Here is a 16197-nt window from a genome sequence, read left to right on the forward strand (position 1 = left end):
GTGATAAGGCCCGGCGGGGTGGCCGGGGCCGGGCCGGCCGCCGGGGGGTGCCGCCGCCCGTGTGTTTAACGCAACGAGCGCCGGGGCAGCGGGCCGGAACCGCCTGCCGCGCCGCCTCGGGTGGCATGTCGGGCGGACAACCGGGGATATCCATTGTCAGGACCATGGGGTATGAAGGGAACAGGGACCACAACCGATCATCAGGAGTTTGCACATGGAAGTTTGGCCGGGAGACGCCTATCCGCTGGGGGCCACGTATGACGGCAACGGCACCAATTTCGCCGTGTTCAGCGAGGCAGCGGAGGCCGTTTTCCTGTGCCTGTTCGACGACGACGGGGCCGAGACGCGGATCGAGCTCAAGGACGTCGACGGCTACGTCTGGCACTGCTACCTTCCGCAAGTCCAGCCGGGACAGAAGTACGGCTTCCGGGTGGACGGGCCGTACGACCCGGGCCAGGGGCAGCGCTGCAACGTGAACAAGCTGCTGCTGGACCCCTACGCGAAGGCCGTCAGCGGCCAGATCGACTGGGCCCAGCCACTGTTCGGCTACAACTTCGGGGACGAGGACTCCCGCAACGACGAGGACTCTGCCGGGCACATGATGCTCGGCGTCGTCGTGAATCCGTTCTTTGATTGGGACGGCGACCGCAAGCCGCGCACCCCCTATCACCGCTCGGTGATCTACGAGGCCCACGTGAAGGGCCTGACCCAGCTGCATCCGGAAATCCCGGAAGAACAGCGCGGTACCTACGCCGGCATCGCGCATCCGGCGGTCATCGGGCACTTGCAGAAGCTGGGCGTCACCGCGATCGAGCTGATGCCGGTCCACCAGTTCGTCAACGACAGCACGCTCCAGGAGAAGGGGCTGTCCAACTACTGGGGCTACAACACCATCGGCTTTTTCGCGCCGCAGAACACGTATTGTTCCTCCGGCGACACCGGGCAGCAGGTGCAGGAGTTCAAGGCAATGGTCCGGGAACTGCATCTGGCCGGCATCGAGGTGATCCTCGACGTCGTGTACAACCACACGGCCGAGGGCAACCACCTGGGTCCGACGCTGTCCTTCCGCGGACTCGACAACGCGGCCTACTACCGGCTGGTCGAGGACCAGCAGCAGTACTACATGGACTACACCGGCACGGGAAATTCCCTGAACGTGCGCCACCCCCATTCGCTGCAGCTGCTGATGGACTCGCTGCGCTATTGGGCATCGGAAATGCACGTGGACGGCTTCCGCTTCGACCTGGCCTCCACCCTGGCCCGCGAGTTCTACGACGTGGACCGGCTGTCGACCTTCTTCGAAATGGTGCAGCAGGATCCGATCGTGTCCCAAACCAAACTCATCGCCGAACCGTGGGACATCGGCCCGGGCGGCTACCAGGTGGGCAACTTCCCGCCGCTGTGGACCGAGTGGAACGGCCTGTACCGGGACACGGTCCGCGATTTCTGGCGGGGCGAGCCCTCCACGCTGGGCGAATTCGCCTCCCGCATCACCGGCTCTTCGGACCTGTACGAGGCCACGGGGCGGCGCCCGGTTGCCTCCATCAATTTCGTCACCGCCCACGACGGATTCACGCTGCGGGACCTGGTGTCCTACAACGAGAAACACAATGAGGCCAACGGCGAAGACAATAACGACGGCGAATCGCACAACCGTTCGTGGAACTGCGGGGTAGAGGGGCCCTCCGACGACCCGGCGGTCCTCACCCTGCGCGCCCGCCAGCAGCGGAACTTCCTGGCCACTCTGCTGCTGAGCCAGGGCGTGCCGATGATCGCGCACGGGGATGAGTTGGGACGCACGCAGCAGGGCAACAACAACGTGTACTGCCATGACTCGGAATTGTCCTGGGTGGACTGGAACAACGTGGACCAGCCGCTGCTCGAGTTCGTGGCCACCGTGAACCGGTTAAGGGCCGAACACCCGACCTTCCGGCGGCGGACGTTCTTCGACGGAAAGCCGGTCCGCCGGGGCCAGGGCGAGCCGTTGAGCGACGTCGTCTGGCTGACCACGGAGGGAACTCCGATGGAGCCCGAGGACTGGGACGAGGCCCTCGGGCGCTGCATCGGCGTCTTCCTCAACGGCCAGGGCATCCGCGGGCGCGACGACCGCGGGCAGCGGATCACGGACGAGCACTTCCTGGTGTACTTCAACGCCGCCGACGACGACGTGCCGTTCGTGCTGCCGCCGCGGGAGTACTCGGCGGCCTGGGACATCATCATCGACACGGCCGGCGGCGACCAACTGCCCGGCCCGCTGACGGCCGGAACGAAGGTGCCGGTCGCCGCCAAGTCCACGGTGGTCCTCAAGGCCCACACGGCGCCGGAAGAAGAGCCCGACCACTCGGTCGCCGCCTCCGTTGCCGCGATGGCCGAGGCGGAGCGGACGGCCGGGGCCGAGCCGGCCGGGGCCGAGCCGGACGGGGAACCCGGGCAGCAGGGCGCCGGGAGCGAGACGGGGCAGGCGAAAGGATGAGGGCCCCGGCTTCGACCTACCGCCTGCAGATCAGGGAATCGTTCACGCTTTATGACGCCGCCGAGCTGCTGCCCTACCTGCACCGGCTCGGCGTCGACTGGGTGTACCTGTCGCCCCTGCTGACCGCGGAGCCGGGGTCCGACCACGGCTACGACGTTGTCGACTTCAGCGCGGTGGATCCGGCCCGGGGCGGGATCGACGGGCTGCGGACGCTCTCCGCCGCCGCCCGGAAGAACGGGATGGGCGTCCTGGTGGATATCGTGCCGAACCACATGGGCGTGGCTACCCCGGCCAACAACCGCTGGTGGTGGTCGCTGCTGTCGGAGGGCCGCGGCTCCCGCTATGCGGAAGCGTTCGACATCGACTGGGATGCCGGCGGCGGCAAGCTCCGGCTGCCCGTGCTGGGCGACGGCGACGCGGAACTCGAGGCGTTGGAGCTGGCCGACGGCGAGCTGCGCTACTACGACCACCGCTTCCCCCTCGCCGAGGGGACCGGCGACGACGGCGCTACCGCCCGCGAAGTCCATGAGCGCCAGCACTACCAGCTGGTGAACTGGCGGCGGGCCGATGCCGAACTCAATTACCGCCGGTTCTTCGGCGTCAACTCCCTGGCCGGGGTCCGGGTGGAAGTGCCGTGGGTCTTCGACGAATCCCACGCCGAGATCAAGCGCTGGTTCGATGAGGGCCTGGTCGACGGGCTGCGCGTGGACCACCCCGACGGGCTGGCCGACCCCAAGGGCTATCTGCAGCGGTTGCACGAGCTGACCGGCGGCGCCTACGTCCTGGTCGAGAAGATCCTGGAACCGGGGGAGGAGCTGCCGGCAGACTGGGCCTGCGCGGGCACCACCGGGTACGACGCGCTGGCGGACGTGGACCGGCTGCTGGTCGATCCCGACGGGCGGGAACGCCTCACCGACGCCGCCCCCGTCCAGCCCTACCAGCACATGATCCACGACACCAAGCGGGGCATTGCCGACGGTATCCTGCGCTCCGAGGTGCTGCGCCTGGCCCGGCTGGTTCCCGCCGGCACCGGCCTGGATTTCGAGACGGCGGCCGATGCAATCGCGGAACTGCTCAGCTGCTTCCCGGTGTACCGGAGCTACCTCCCGGTCGGCGCGCAGTACCTCGAGGAAGCCGGAATCGCCGCCCAGGTCCGCCGTCCCGACCTGGCCGACGCCGTCACCACCCTGCTGCCGCTGCTGAATCCGCAGGGAGTGCTCACCGAACTCGCGGTGCGGTTCCAGCAGACCTCCGGCATGGTGATGGCCAAGGGAGTGGAAGACACCGCGTTCTACCGCTACACCCGCCTGACCTCCCTGAACGAGGTGGGGGCGGACCCGTCGATCTTCGCGGTGGAGCCGTTCGAGCTCCACACCCGGTTGATCCGCCGGCAGCAGGAACAGCCGCTCGCCATGACCGCGCTGTCCACCCACGACACGAAGCGCAGCGAGGACACCCGGGCCCGCATCTCGGTGCTCGCGGAACTGGCGGACCAGTGGCCGGATTGGCTGGCCGAGCTGGACCGGCTGGCACCCTTCGGGGACCTGCCGTTCGCGGACCTGCTCTGGCAGGCGGCGCTGGGGGCGTGGCCGTTCAGCCGGGCACGGGCCCACGCCTACGCGGAGAAGGCCGCCCGGGAAGCGGGCAACAGCACCTCGTGGATCGACCCCGACCATGACTTCGAAAAACAACTCCACGCCGCCGTGGACGCGGCCTTCGACAACCCGGAGGTGAACCGGCTGCTGGTCAACCTGGCGGAGAGGATCAAGCCCTTCGGCTGGAGCAACTCCCTCTCGGCCAAGCTCATCCAGCTGACGATGCCCGGAGTGCCCGACGTCTACCAGGGCACCGAATTCTGGGACCATTCGCTGGTTGACCCGGACAACCGCCGGCCGGTGGACTTCACCGCCCGCCGCCGGGCGCTGGACAACCTGGACCGGGACGGGACGCCGCCGGTGGACGACGGCGCGGCAGCCAAGCTGCTGGTGGTCGCCCGGGCGCTTCGGCTGCGCCGCGACCGGCCCGAGCTGTTCACCGGCTACGAGGTTGTCCCGGTCCGGGGCGCCGCGGCCGGCCACGCGTTCGGCTTCGACCGCGGCGGCGCCATCACGCTGGCCACCAGGCTCCCGGTGCGGCTGCAGCGCGACGGCGGGTGGCGGGACACCGCCGTCGTCGTGCCCGCCGGGCGATACCGCGATGTGCTGAGCGGGCGGAGCCATGCCGGCAACGGTGTCCTGCCGTTGGCCGGCGTGCTGACGGAATTGCCGGTGGCGCTGCTGGTGCGCGAACAGGAGGAGACGTCATGAGCCGGGACTTCGCGGTGTGGGCTCCGCGTGCCGGAAGGGTGGAACTGCAGGCCGGCGCCGCACGGCTGCCGATGCAGGGCCCGGACGACGCCGGCTGGTGGCGTCTGGCAGACCCCGCCGCCGCGCCCGAGGGGGAGAGCGACTACGGCTATCTGCTGGACGGCGGGGACGCGGTGCTGCCGGATCCACGCTCGCGCCGCCAGCCGGACGGGGTGCACGGGATGTCCCGGACCTTCGACGCCGGGGCCCACGCCTGGCAGGACCAGGACTGGGTTTCGCCGGGGCTGGGCGGGGTGATCTACGAACTGCACATCGGCACGTTCACCTCCGAGGGGACGCTGGATTCCGCCGCGGCCAAGCTCGACTACCTGACCGGGCTCGGGGTGGATTACGTGGAACTGCTGCCGGTCAACGCGTTCAACGGCACCCACAACTGGGGCTACGACGGAGTGCTCTGGTACGCGGTGCAGGAGAGCTACGGCGGGCCGGCCGCCTACCAGCGGTTCGTGGACGCCGCGCACGCCAAGGGAATCGGCGTCATTCAGGACGTGGTCTACAACCACCTTGGCCCCAGCGGAAACTACCTGCCGCGGTTCGGGCCGTACCTGAGCAGCGGCAGCGCCAACACCTGGGGCGAGTCCGTGAACCTGGACGGACCCGGATCGGACGAGGTCCGCCGCTTTATCATCGACAACGTGCTGATGTGGTTCCGCGACTACCACGTGGACGGCCTGCGACTGGATGCGGTGCACGCGCTGCGGGACGAGCGCGCCGTGCACATCCTCGAGGAGATCGCGGCGGCGACGGACGAGTGTGCCGCCGAGCTGGATAAACCGTTGTTCCTGATCGCCGAGTCGGACCTCAACAATCCGCGGCTGATCGAGTCCCGGCAGGTGAACGGTTATGGCCTGGCCGGCCAGTGGAGCGATGACTTCCACCACGCCGTGCACGTGAACCTCACCGGCGAAACCAGCGGCTACTACGCCGACTTTGCCGGACTGGGGGCGCTGGAAAAGGTGCTGCGGGACGGCTTCTTCCACGACGGCGGCTATTCCTCGTTCCGGGAACGCCACCACGGCCGGCCGATCAACAAGGACCGGGTGACCGCCCGGCAACTGGTGGTCTGCACCCAAAACCACGACCAGATCGGCAACCGTGCCGCCGGAGACCGGCTCACCGGCACCCTCGGCTATGGGCAGCTGGCGCTGGCCGCCGTGCTGAACCTGATGTCTCCGTTTACGCCAATGGTGTTCATGGGCGAGGAGTTTGCGGCGTCCACCCCCTGGCAATTCTTCACCTCCCATCCCGAACCGGAGCTCGGCGAGGCGACCTCCGCCGGCAGGCTCAAGGAGTTCGAGCGGATGGGCTGGGATCCCGCGGTAGTGCCCGATCCGCAGGACCCGGCGACGTTCCACAACTCGAAACTGGACTGGGCCGAGCCCGGCACGGGCGACCATGCCCGGCTCCTCGAGCTCTACACCCGGCTGATCGCCCTCCGGAAGCAGCATCCGGAGCTGACGGAACCGGACTTTGCGTCCGCGTCGGTGGAGTCCCATGCGGAGGAGGGCTGGCTGATCCTGCGGCGCGGCTCCTTCGCGGTCTGCTGCAACTTCTCCACCGAGCCGAGGCGGCTGCCTGTCGGGCCGGGCACACTGGTCCTGGCCACCGACGACGGCGCCACGCTCACCGCCGGGGGCAACGGCGGCGCAACAGGGTCCGCGTCCGGGGACGGCGCCGCGCTCGCAGCCGGGGACATCGCCGGCACCGGCGGCACCGCCGGCACCGCCGGCGGGACCGGGTCCACGGAGGCCGCAGCAGCCGGCCGGCTGATGCTGCCCGCACACTCGGCCGCCATTGTCCGCAGCGGCCCCACCCGCTGAACCGAGGGGATTGCATGATCCGCGCCTGGTCCCCGGAGGACATCCGCGCCGCCGAACGGCCGCTGCTGGACGCCGGGCAGGGGCCGCTGCTGATGGCCCGCGCCGCGGCCGGGCTTGCGGCCGCCGTCATCCGGGAGCTGAAGCGCGTCCGGGGCCGGGTCTATGGCGCCCGGGTGGTGGTGCTGGCCGGCAGCGGCAACAACGGCGGCGACGCCCTCTTCGCCGCTGCTTCGGTGGCCCGCCGCGGCGCCATGGCGACGGCGGTGCTCACCTCGGAGCGGGTGCACGCGGCGGCGCTGGCCGCGTTCGAGAGGGCAGGAGGATCGGTGCTGCGGCTGGCGGCGGAAGGAGCCGGCGAGGGCCCGGCCCGCCAGGCCCCGAAGGCTGGTGAGGCTCCGCAGCTTCGGGAGGCTGCACGGGTCATCGGCGAGGCGGCCGCGACCTGTTGTGCCGCCGACGTGTTGGTCGACGGGATGTTGGGCACCGGCGCGTCCGGGGCACTGCGGGGACCGGCCCGGGAGCTGGTTCAAGCGGTCCTCGAACCGGAGCCGGGCCGCCGCCGCCCGCCGGTCGTGGCGTGCGACCTGCCCAGCGGCGTCGACGCCGAAACCGGCGAGGTGAACCACCCCGTGCTGCCGGCGGACCTCACGGTCACCTTCGGCGGAGCCAAGACCGGCCTGATGCTGGATCCCGCGGCGGCGCTCGCCGGCCGTGTGGAAACGGTGGACATCGGCATCGCGAACCTCCTTCCGGCGCCGCGGCTGCGGCGGCTCCAGGTACAGGATCTGGCCCGCTTGTGGCCCGTGCCCCGCCGAACCGACCACAAGTACACCCGCGGGGTGCTCGGCGTCGCCGCCGGCTCTGCGTCCTATCCCGGGGCTGCCCTCCTCGCGACCCAGGCGGCCGCCGCCACCGGCGTGGGCATGATCCGCTACCTCGGCCCGGCCGAGGTGTGCCGCCAGATCAACGTGCTGACCCCCGAAGCGGTCTGCTCGCAGGAGTCCGTCGCCGCCTCCCGCGTCCAGGCGTGGCTGGTTGGGCCGGGAACCGACGGTGACGCGGAGCAGCACCGCCGCACCAGGGACGCCCTGGCGTCCGGGCTGCCGGTGATTGCCGACGCCGGTGCCTTCGACGTGTTGCCCGCGGAGCCGGGACCCCGGGTGGTGCTGACGCCGCACGCCGGCGAACTGGTGCGCATCCTCTCAGCCCAAGGGGTGGAGACCGACCGGGAGCACATCGAGGCGGCCCCCGCGGAGTTCGCCGCGCTGGCCGCCGGGCTCACCGGGGCCACCGTCCTGCTCAAGGGCTCCGTAACGGTGATCGCCGCCCCGGACGGCGCCCTGTTCAGCCAGGACGACGGGCCGGTATGGCTGGCCACGGCCGGTTCGGGCGACACCCTGGCCGGGATCCTCGGCGCGCTCGCGGCGACCGTCCGGACCGAAGACTTGGAGGCGGCCGGTTTCGCCGCGGCCGAGCACGGGGCGGTGGTGGCTGCCATGGCCGCCTGCCTGCACGGGCTCGCCGCGACGGAGGCTTCCACGGAGGCATCCATGCGGGACGGCGCAGGGCGGGAGGCCGAGGCCCGGCCGCAGCCTCGGGGGACGGAGAGCCGCAGCGGGCGGCGCGCAACGCCGTCGTCGTCACCGGGCGCGCCCCTGGCCGCCTCGGCTATCAGCGCAGCCCTCCCCGCGGTTGTGGGCAGGATCATTGCCGGTAGGGACCGGTAGCCGCACGATGGCATGATGAGGGGATGGCGTATGAGGCTGCAGAGAACCGGTACCAGAACATTCCCTACCGCCGGGTGGGCCGCAGCGGGCTGAAGCTGCCCGCCGTCTCGCTGGGCCTCTGGCACAACTTCGGCGACGACAAGCCGTTCGAAGTGCAGGGCGCGATCCTGCGCCGCGCCTTCGACCTGGGGGTGACGCACTTCGATGTGGCCAACAACTACGGCCCGCCGGAGGGCAGCGCCGAAACCAATTTCGGCCGGCACATGCGCCAGGATTTCCTGCCCTACCGGGACGAACTGGTGATCTCCACCAAGGCCGGCTACCTGATGTGGCCCGGCCCGTACGGCGAGTGGGGTTCGCGCAAATACCTGCTCTCCAGCCTGGACGCCTCGCTGAAGCGGATGGGCCTGGACTACGTGGACATCTTCTACAGCCACCGGCCCGACCCGAACACGCCGCTGGAGGAGACGATGGGCGCGCTGGACCAGGCCGTCCGGTCCGGCAAGGCCATGTACGCGGGCATCTCGTCCTACACCCCCGAGCAGACCCGGGAAGCCGCACGGATTATGCGCGCGCTGGGGACCCCGCTGCTGATCCACCAGCCCTCGTACTCGATGCTCAACCGCTGGGTGGAAGGCGGCAGCCCGAACCTGCTGGAAGTCCTGGAAGACGAAGGCATGGGTTGCATCGCGTTCTCGCCGCTGGCCCAAGGCATGCTCACCGACCGCTACCTGAACGGCATCCCCGGTGACTCCCGCGCCGCGCAGGACAAGTCGCTGTTCCCGCAGATGCTCTCCGACGAGAATCTGGACCGCGTCCGCGGGCTGAACCAGTTGGCGGCGGACCGAGGCCAGTCGCTGGCGCAGTTGGCCATCGCCTGGGTGCTCCGCCGGCAAGCCAAGGGCGCCCCGGTCACCTCGGCCTTGATCGGGGCCTCGAGCGTGCAGCAACTGGAGGACAGTCTCGCCGCCGTGGCCAAACTGGACTTCACGGCTGAGGAAGCAGACGCGATCAACCGGTTCGCGGTGGACTCCGACATCAACATCTGGAAGCCGCAGGGCTAGGGGCGCCAAGGCCTCCAAATGCGGTATCCGATCCGACTGGCCGAGGATTTCATTGATCAGGGGAAAAACCGCGTGACGGGGTACCCGGCGATACCTGTTTCCACTACGCTGTAGGGGTGCCGACCGCACCGCAGGGGCACGGCGCGGGGCACCGGAGGCAGGATCCTCCCGAGGGATGGCAACCTCAAGTAACCACTGTTGGGCCGGGGGCAGTCCCGTCTTTTTTCCGGCACCAGTGAGCGGCAGCGGCGATAGGAAGCCGGGGGGCCCGCCAGGCCGCTCATCGATGACAGGCGGACGCGCCTTCCGCGTTCCCGGCCTCCCGGAAAAGCACGGAAGCACTCTCAGCAATGAAAACTTCAGCAAGACTGCGCGTGTGGTTGATGATGACCGGCGTACTCCTGGGACTTCTCGCGTCAATCGGCGTAGCGGCACCGGCCGGTGCCAGCAGCGTGGCGGTACCTGCTTCGCATTCCGACCACGATTACGGCGACCACCACGACGACGACGCCACCCTGAAGCTGCGCATTTATGATGACGGCGATTACCGGGTAAGGGGCGAGGACTACGAAGCGAGGCGCGTCCACGTGTGGATCATCAACGTTTCGCGGGACCGCGTTGTGGATCATTTCTACGTCCGGACCCATGACGGCGACTTCACCATCCGTGGCGACGACCTGCGCTGCGACAGGACGTACAAGGCCGTCAGCTACAGCCGCGCCGACGGATGGGTGTCGAGCGACCGCGTCAAGTTCCGGTGCGACGACGACGACCACGGCCACGGCCACGGTCACCACTAGGAGATCACCCTTAAGGTAGGTATCCCAACGGTGGGGAGGGACGGGGCTCTCCCGGACCTCTTCACCGTCCTGAGCCACAGCATCACTTAAAACGGCAGTGAGGAGCCGCAGGCCCGAAAACGGCGCCGGCGGCTCCTCACCGATGTGGTCCGGTTGTGACCCGGTTCTAGGCGAACCAGGTATCCGGCGGACCCAGGTAGAGCAGCAAGCCGAAGACGGCGGCAACGGCTGCTATGACGACGGCGATGGCCGCCAGCGGGCGGGCGAGCACGGCGGCCTGCAGCTTTTCGAGGAAACCGTGCGGGGCGTCACCGCCTGCGCCGAGCCGCCAAACGTCGCCGAGCAGGCCGTGGCGGTCCATCGACTTCTCGACGGGAATCGTCGCATACGGAATGGCGGCAGAGACCACGGCCAGGATGCCGCGGCCTGCCGACCACCTTTGGTTCACCCAGGTGAAGCAGGTGCTGACGACGTAGCAGAGGAAGACAAAGCCGTGCAGGCCGCCCGCGATACTGACCGCCAGGCGTGCTTCCGGCACCAGCGCCCGCAGGAGCAGGGCCAGTAACAGCAACGTCCACGTCACCGCCTCGGCGAAGGCGACGGTACGGAACAGGGTACGCGGAGACATGCACGTCCTAGGAGACTAGTTGGCTTCGGCAATCGTGCCGTGGGTGTCCTCGGGGGTAGGGCACCCCCACTAATTTAGCCGAGGACCCGGCCACACCCGAAATGTTTCTGCACACAAGGCAACTTTGCATGGTGTGCAACTTAGCCCTACACTGGCCCGATGAGCGCACAAACTCCGGTTCCCCTTGAAGGGCTCCGTGAACGAAACAAGGCGGCTACGCGCGGTGCCATTACCGCGGCCGCCTTGCGGCTGACCAGGGAACAGGGGCCGGGCGGCTTTACGGTGGACCAGGTGGCAGCAGAGGCGGGCGTTTCGCGCCGGACCTTCTTCAACTACTTCCCCTCCGTCGAGGCGGCGGTCACGCGGCCGGTGGAAGAATTTTTGGCCGAGTCCTTCAAGCGGCTCGATGAGCGCCCGGACGACGAACCGATCATGGACGCGGTCCTGGCCACTTTCGGCGGGGAGATCAGTCAGGGCCGGCTTGCGCTGCTGTGCGAGATCTACCAGATGGGTATCGACGACGCCCAGTTGGAGCGCGTGCAACTGCAAGCCTGGAGCCAGGCCAGGCAGTCGCTCGAAGACGGACTGCGCCCCCGGCTGCCGGAGAACGCCGGCGAGCTCATGGTCACGGCGCTTGCCGGTTCGCTGATCGCCTGCGCTCAGGCGGCCATGCGCATGGCCGCCACCCAAACCCCCGCCGGCGGGGCACCCGAACCGTCGGCCTTCCGCCAGCAGTTGCTCGAGAGCCTTGACATGCTGCGCAGCGGCTTCAACCCCCACTCCAAGGACTGACCCCATGGCCTCACTGCTCTACAGACTCGGTAAGCTCGCCGCGCGCAAACGCTGGTGGTTCGTCTCCGTGTGGCTGGTGGTCATGGTCGCCGTCGGCGGATCCGTCGCTGCCTTCATGGGCACCCTATCCAACAGCTTCACGATTCCCGGCACTCCCGCCCAGGCGGTTGCGGACGACCTGCGGGAAAAAATGCCGGCCGCCTCGGGCGGCCTCGGCACCATCGTGTTCACGACGGCGGACGGCCGGGCGTTCACCGCGGGGCACCAGGACGCCATTGCGGCCATCGCCGCGGACCTCACGAAGCTGGACGCGGTCAAGAACGCCACGAACCCGGTGGAATTGCAGGCCGCCCTGGATAATGCGCCACGGACGATCGCCGCCGGCGAAGAGAAGCTCGACGCCGCCGCACAGCGGCTTGAGGACGCCCAGGCCGAGCTGGACGCAGGCAAGGCGCAGTTGGAGCCGGGCTTGCAGCAGCTGAAGGCGGCCGAGGCGCAGATCGGGCAGCTGGAGGCAGCGGGCCAGGCGGCGATGGCCGAGCAGGCACGTGCCCGGCTGGAGCCGCAGCGGGCGCAGCTGGAAACGGCACGGGCCCGGTTGGCGGAAGCCGAACGCCAGCTGGCAGACGGCCGGGCGGAGTACGAGTCAGGCGTCGCCGATCTGGAGGCGGGGAAACTGCGGCAGCAGTCCTCCGAGGGGCTGCGGTTCGTATCCGCGGACGGCTCGGCCGCCTTCGTCCAGGTCCAGTTCGAGCAGGGCATGATGGAGGTTTCCAAGGAGGACCGCGAACAGGTCCAGGAGGTCACCGAGGCCAGCCTGGGGCCGGGACTGCGGGCGGAGTACAGCAAGGACATCGTCGAGGACATCTCCAGCCTGTTCGGAGCCGCCGAGATCATCGGCATCGCGGTCGCCGCCGCCGTCCTGGTGCTCATGCTCGGCACGCTCATCGCGGCCGGACTGCCGCTGCTGATGGCGATCGTCGGCGTCGGGGTCGGCGTGGGCGGCACCATGGCGCTCAGCGGTGTCATCGAGATGAGCTCGGTTTCGCCGGTGCTGGCGCTGATGCTGGGCCTGGCCGTGGGCATCGACTACTCCCTGTTCATCGTCAACCGCCACCGCACCCAGCTGCTCTCCGGCGTGCCGCTGATCGAATCGATCGGCCGGGCCACCGGCACCTCCGGCAACGCAGTGCTCTTTGCCGGGCTCACCGTGATCATCGCCCTCGCCGCGCTGGCGGTGCCGGGCATTCCGTTCCTGACGGTGCTGGGACTGGCCGGAGCCGCAACGGTGGCGGTCGCCGTCGTCGTCGCCTTGACCCTGACCCCGGCGATGCTGGCCATCATGGGCAGGCGCATTCTCTCCCGACGCGCGTGGGCCAAGGCCGGCCTGCCCGGCCCGGCCGCCGCCGACGCAGAGACCACGACGAGGGTGGCGGACTTCCACAACGACCCCAAGCGCAGCTGGGGCAAGACGGTGACGAAGCACCCGTGGCTCGCGCTGGCCGCGGGCGTGGCGGTGCTGGGCCTGATGGCGGTGCCGGCCGCCGAGTTGCGGCTGGGCCTGCCGGACGGCAGCTCCGAGCCTGCGGACTCGACGGCCTACCAGTCCTACCGCCAGCTGGGCGAGAGCTTCGGCGAGGGAATCAACGGCCCGCTCATCGTGGTGGCCGACCTCCCGGCGGGCCTGGAAGGGACCGGGACCGACGAGGCGCTGCTGCGGTTGTCGCAGGAGCTGCGGGCGATGGACCACGTCGCCGCAGCCGTTCCGACCGGCACCAGCGGGGACGGGCGCACCGCCGTGCTCCAGGTCATTCCCGCAGAGGGCCCCGCGGCCGAAAGCACCGAGGAGCTGGTCCATAACCTCCGGGCGCAGGCCGGCGCCCTCAAGCAGGAGACCGGCGTCGCGATCTCCGTGACCGGGCAGCCGGCGATGCAGATCGACGTCTCCGACAAGCTGGCGGACGCCATGCCGGTCTATCTGGCCATCGTGATCGGGCTCTCGCTGATCCTGCTGCTGCTGGTCTTCCGCTCCGTCCTGGTGCCGCTGCTGGCCACCGCCGGTTTCCTGCTGTCACTCGGGGCCAGCTTCGGCGCCGTGGTGGCGATCTACCAGTGGGGCTGGCTGGGCGGCATCTTCGACGTCCACGACCCCGGGCCGATCCTGAGCTTCCTGCCGATGATCATGATCGGCGTGCTGTTCGGCCTGGCGATGGACTACCAGATGTTCCTGGTCTCCGGCATGCGTGAATCCTATGCGCACGGCGAGGACGCCAGGGCCGCCGTGGTCAGCGGCTTCAACCACGGCGCCAAGGTAGTCACGGCCGCGGCAATCATTATGGTCTCCGTGTTCGCCGGGTTCATCTTTTCCCACCTGACCATGGTCCGGCCGATCGGCTTCGCGCTGGCCCTGGGCGTGCTGCTGGACGCGTTCGTGGTGCGGATGACGCTGATCCCGGCGGCGATGCACCTGTTCGGCAAGGCGGCCTGGTGGATGCCGGCGTGGCTGGACAAGGTGCTCCCTGACGTGGATGTGGAAGGCGCCAAGCTCACGCAGCACGCCCGGCGGCCCGAGCAGGCCGAGGCGCAGCCCGCCGGGGCGCGCTAACGTCCCGGACGGGCCCGGGGGTGCCGGCCTCCGGCGAGCCGGAACGATTCGTCGAGCAATTCTTCGAGATGGCCGGGTTCGACTTTGTCCAGGCGCATCAGCACCAGCAGCCGGGAACGCTCGTGGTGCGGGGTCCAAAAGAAGACGTCCGGAGCCGTCGCGGCCAGGGCGTCGCGCTCGTCGGACTTGACGGTCAGCACGCCCGGCTCCCACATCCGCGCCATCAGCGACTTGGCGAACCAGGCGGGCTGGCCCCAGCTGGGCCGCTCGGTGACGCCGGGCAGGGCCAGACAGAGGCGGCGCACATCGTCCTCGGTGGGCATGTCCTCACCCTGCCACGTGCGGCGCCGGCGGACCAGCCGGCAGGCCTTACCGGCCGGCCGGCCGGGGCCGCGATCAGGCCCGGTCAGTTCCAGCGGTATCCGTGGGCCTGTTCGTAGGCCGCGAGCAGGCGGTGGGCCACGTGGCCGGAGGTAATCAGCGGGTGGATCATAAAGGCCCGCAGGGCCGCCGCGCGGTCGCCCTTCCCGCCGCGGATGACCTCCTGCTCCACGGCCTTGAGCTGCGTCATCAGTCCGGCCTGGTGCAGGGTCAGCGGCTTCACCGGCAGGGGACGGGCGCCGTCCGCATCCACCACCGACGGAACCTCCACGACGGCGTCGTCCGGCAGTTGAGGGATGGTGCCGGCGTTGCGCACGTTGAGGATCAGCTCCGTGCGCTCGCCGGACAGCAGGGCGCGCATCACGTCCAGGGCCACCTGCTCGTAGCCGCCGGCGGCCAGGTCCTGTTCGTCGCGCGAGACGCCGATCTCGCGGGCCTCGGAGAGATAGCCCTCCTCGCGGCGGCGCAGGGCGTCCTCCCAGTCCGCGTAGGGGGTTCCGGAAGCCTGCAGCCTGGCGTACAACTCCTGCTGCAAGTCGTGGATGGACTCGCCGCGGGTCTGGGCGGCGCCGGCCAGGGCCAGGGTGGCCTCCCGGCGGAAGTAGTAATAGAACAGGTAGGCATTCGGAATGGCGCCGAGCACCTGCAGTTCGCGCGTGCCGAAGATCCGGCCCTCTTCGAACGACTGGAGCCGCCCCGGCTCGCCGAGCAAACCGGGCAGCCGGTCCCGGCCCTCGTGCTCCAGCCCGCGCAGCCACCCCAGGTGGTTGAGGCCCGCATAATCCACGCCCGCCAACGAGCCGCGGCGCAGCGTGACCCCGGCGGCCCTCGCCGCGCGGCGCACCAGCCCGATGGGTGTGTCGCAGATCCCGACCACCCGATGGCCGAGCAGCGGCAGCACGGCTTCGGTGACCAGCCCGGCGGGATTGGTGAAGTTGATCAGCCACGCGCCCGGGCACAGTTCACTCATCCGCTTGGCGATGTGCAGGGCGGCGGGGACGGCGCGCAGGCCGGCGGCTATCCCGGCGGCGCCGGTGGTCTCCTGACCCAGCAGGTTCAGCCGGGTTGCCACGCGTTCGTCCAGCGTCCTGCCCAGGGTGCCGCCGGGACGGATGGCCGAGAAAACGACGTCGGCGCCGGCCAGGGCGCTATCCAGGTCGCGGGCGGACTCGATCTTCGGCGGCCGGCCGGCCCCGGGCAAGGGAGCATCCTCCAGCACCCGGACGATCGCCCGCTGCCGGCTGGCGTCTACGTCGTGGAGCACCAGCCGGTCCACCAGGCCGGCCGCGGATCCGTTGGCCAGTGCGCGATAGACCAGCGGCACCCGGAACCCGCCGCCGCCCAGTATGGCAAGTGTTGCCACTGCTCCCCCCGAACCATTGACATTGGATAACGATCGGGCCGCCCGCGGCCCGGGACCCGGCCCTTGCTTGTATTGTGCCAGCATGGGCCAACCACAGGCCCTGGCGACTGAACCGCGCCGAAGATCGTCGGCCGGTGCCTTCGCTGCGGTACGTTCGACGCGGTGCCTTCCGCCCCGC

At 69.6% G+C, this 16197-nt stretch carries 11 protein-coding genes; 8 read left to right on the forward strand and 3 right to left on the reverse strand.

What is annotated here, in order from left to right:
- The first annotated feature begins 214 nt into the window (after positions 1-214).
- The 6 genes from glgX to AC5RW2_RS14850 all read left to right on the forward strand — a co-directional run bounded on the left by glgX (position 215) and on the right by AC5RW2_RS14850 (position 10250).
- Positions 215-2473 carry a glycogen debranching protein GlgX gene (glgX, locus tag AC5RW2_RS14825; RefSeq protein WP_494074098.1) on the forward strand — a complete coding sequence of 753 codons (2259 nt, stop codon included), beginning with the start codon at positions 215-217 and terminating at the stop codon, positions 2471-2473.
- A complete protein-coding gene (gene treY, locus AC5RW2_RS14830; RefSeq protein WP_494074099.1) occupies positions 2470-4779 on the forward strand; it encodes a malto-oligosyltrehalose synthase in 2310 nt (769 codons plus the stop codon). The genes glgX and treY overlap by 4 nt, the downstream gene beginning before the upstream one ends.
- Positions 4776-6659 carry a malto-oligosyltrehalose trehalohydrolase gene (gene treZ, locus AC5RW2_RS14835; RefSeq protein WP_494074100.1) on the forward strand — a complete coding sequence of 628 codons (1884 nt, stop codon included), beginning with the start codon at positions 4776-4778 and terminating at the stop codon, positions 6657-6659. Before treY ends, treZ begins: the two co-directional genes overlap by 4 nt.
- A gap of 14 nt (positions 6660-6673) precedes the next feature.
- Positions 6674-8386, forward strand: coding sequence for an NAD(P)H-hydrate epimerase (locus AC5RW2_RS14840; protein WP_494074101.1), 1713 nt, complete (start codon positions 6674-6676; stop codon positions 8384-8386).
- Between the two features lie 23 nt (positions 8387-8409).
- Positions 8410-9450, forward strand: coding sequence for an L-glyceraldehyde 3-phosphate reductase (mgrA, locus tag AC5RW2_RS14845; protein WP_494012667.1), 1041 nt, complete (start codon positions 8410-8412; stop codon positions 9448-9450).
- Between the two features lie 350 nt (positions 9451-9800).
- Positions 9801-10250: a hypothetical protein gene (locus tag AC5RW2_RS14850; RefSeq protein ID WP_494025453.1), complete on the forward strand. Its 450-nt coding sequence runs from the start codon at positions 9801-9803 to the stop codon at positions 10248-10250.
- 166 nt (positions 10251-10416) lie between these two features.
- On the opposite strand, the gene AC5RW2_RS14855 is transcribed toward AC5RW2_RS14850, so the two are convergent.
- Positions 10417-10878, reverse strand: a complete 462-nt coding sequence (locus tag AC5RW2_RS14855) for a DUF3817 domain-containing protein (protein ID WP_494000414.1) — start codon at positions 10876-10878, stop codon at positions 10417-10419.
- A 159-nt stretch (positions 10879-11037) separates the two neighbouring features.
- Here AC5RW2_RS14855 and AC5RW2_RS14860 point away from each other — a divergent pair, with 159 nt between their 5' ends.
- Positions 11038-11670, forward strand: coding sequence for a TetR family transcriptional regulator (locus tag AC5RW2_RS14860; protein WP_494025454.1), 633 nt, complete (start codon positions 11038-11040; stop codon positions 11668-11670).
- Positions 11671-11674: 4 nt separating this feature from the next.
- A complete protein-coding gene (locus AC5RW2_RS14865) occupies positions 11675-14275 on the forward strand; it encodes an MMPL family transporter (RefSeq protein WP_494074102.1) in 2601 nt (866 codons plus the stop codon).
- Here AC5RW2_RS14865 and AC5RW2_RS14870 read toward each other — a convergent pair.
- Positions 14272-14598, reverse strand: coding sequence for an MmcQ/YjbR family DNA-binding protein (locus tag AC5RW2_RS14870; RefSeq protein WP_494049569.1), 327 nt, complete (start codon positions 14596-14598; stop codon positions 14272-14274). The two genes, AC5RW2_RS14865 and AC5RW2_RS14870, sit on opposite strands and share 4 nt — an antisense overlap.
- An 83-nt stretch (positions 14599-14681) precedes the next feature.
- Positions 14682-16019, reverse strand: coding sequence for a family 4 glycosyl hydrolase (locus AC5RW2_RS14875; RefSeq protein WP_494074103.1), 1338 nt, complete (start codon positions 16017-16019; stop codon positions 14682-14684).
- Positions 16020-16197: the final 178 nt, after the last annotated feature.

The sequence above is a fragment of the Arthrobacter sp. B0316-1-20 genome, from assembly GCF_059091865.1.

What these genes read in the sequence shown, in the direction of transcription:
- glgX (WP_494074098.1), top strand. Translation starts at nt 215, where the DNA reads ATGGAAGTTTGGCCGGGAGACGCCTATCCGCTGGGGGCCACGTATGAC.
- treY (WP_494074099.1), top strand. Translation starts at nt 2,470, where the DNA reads ATGAGGGCCCCGGCTTCGACCTACCGCCTGCAGATCAGGGAATCGTTC.
- treZ (WP_494074100.1), top strand. Translation starts at nt 4,776, where the DNA reads ATGAGCCGGGACTTCGCGGTGTGGGCTCCGCGTGCCGGAAGGGTGGAA.
- AC5RW2_RS14840 (WP_494074101.1), top strand. Translation starts at nt 6,674, where the DNA reads ATGATCCGCGCCTGGTCCCCGGAGGACATCCGCGCCGCCGAACGGCCG.
- mgrA (WP_494012667.1), top strand. Translation starts at nt 8,410, where the DNA reads ATGGCGTATGAGGCTGCAGAGAACCGGTACCAGAACATTCCCTACCGC.
- AC5RW2_RS14850 (WP_494025453.1), top strand. Translation starts at nt 9,801, where the DNA reads ATGAAAACTTCAGCAAGACTGCGCGTGTGGTTGATGATGACCGGCGTA.
- AC5RW2_RS14855 (WP_494000414.1), bottom strand. Translation starts at nt 10,878, where the DNA reads ATGTCTCCGCGTACCCTGTTCCGTACCGTCGCCTTCGCCGAGGCGGTG.
- AC5RW2_RS14860 (WP_494025454.1), top strand. Translation starts at nt 11,038, where the DNA reads ATGAGCGCACAAACTCCGGTTCCCCTTGAAGGGCTCCGTGAACGAAAC.
- AC5RW2_RS14865 (WP_494074102.1), top strand. Translation starts at nt 11,675, where the DNA reads ATGGCCTCACTGCTCTACAGACTCGGTAAGCTCGCCGCGCGCAAACGC.
- AC5RW2_RS14870 (WP_494049569.1), bottom strand. Translation starts at nt 14,598, where the DNA reads ATGCCCACCGAGGACGATGTGCGCCGCCTCTGTCTGGCCCTGCCCGGC.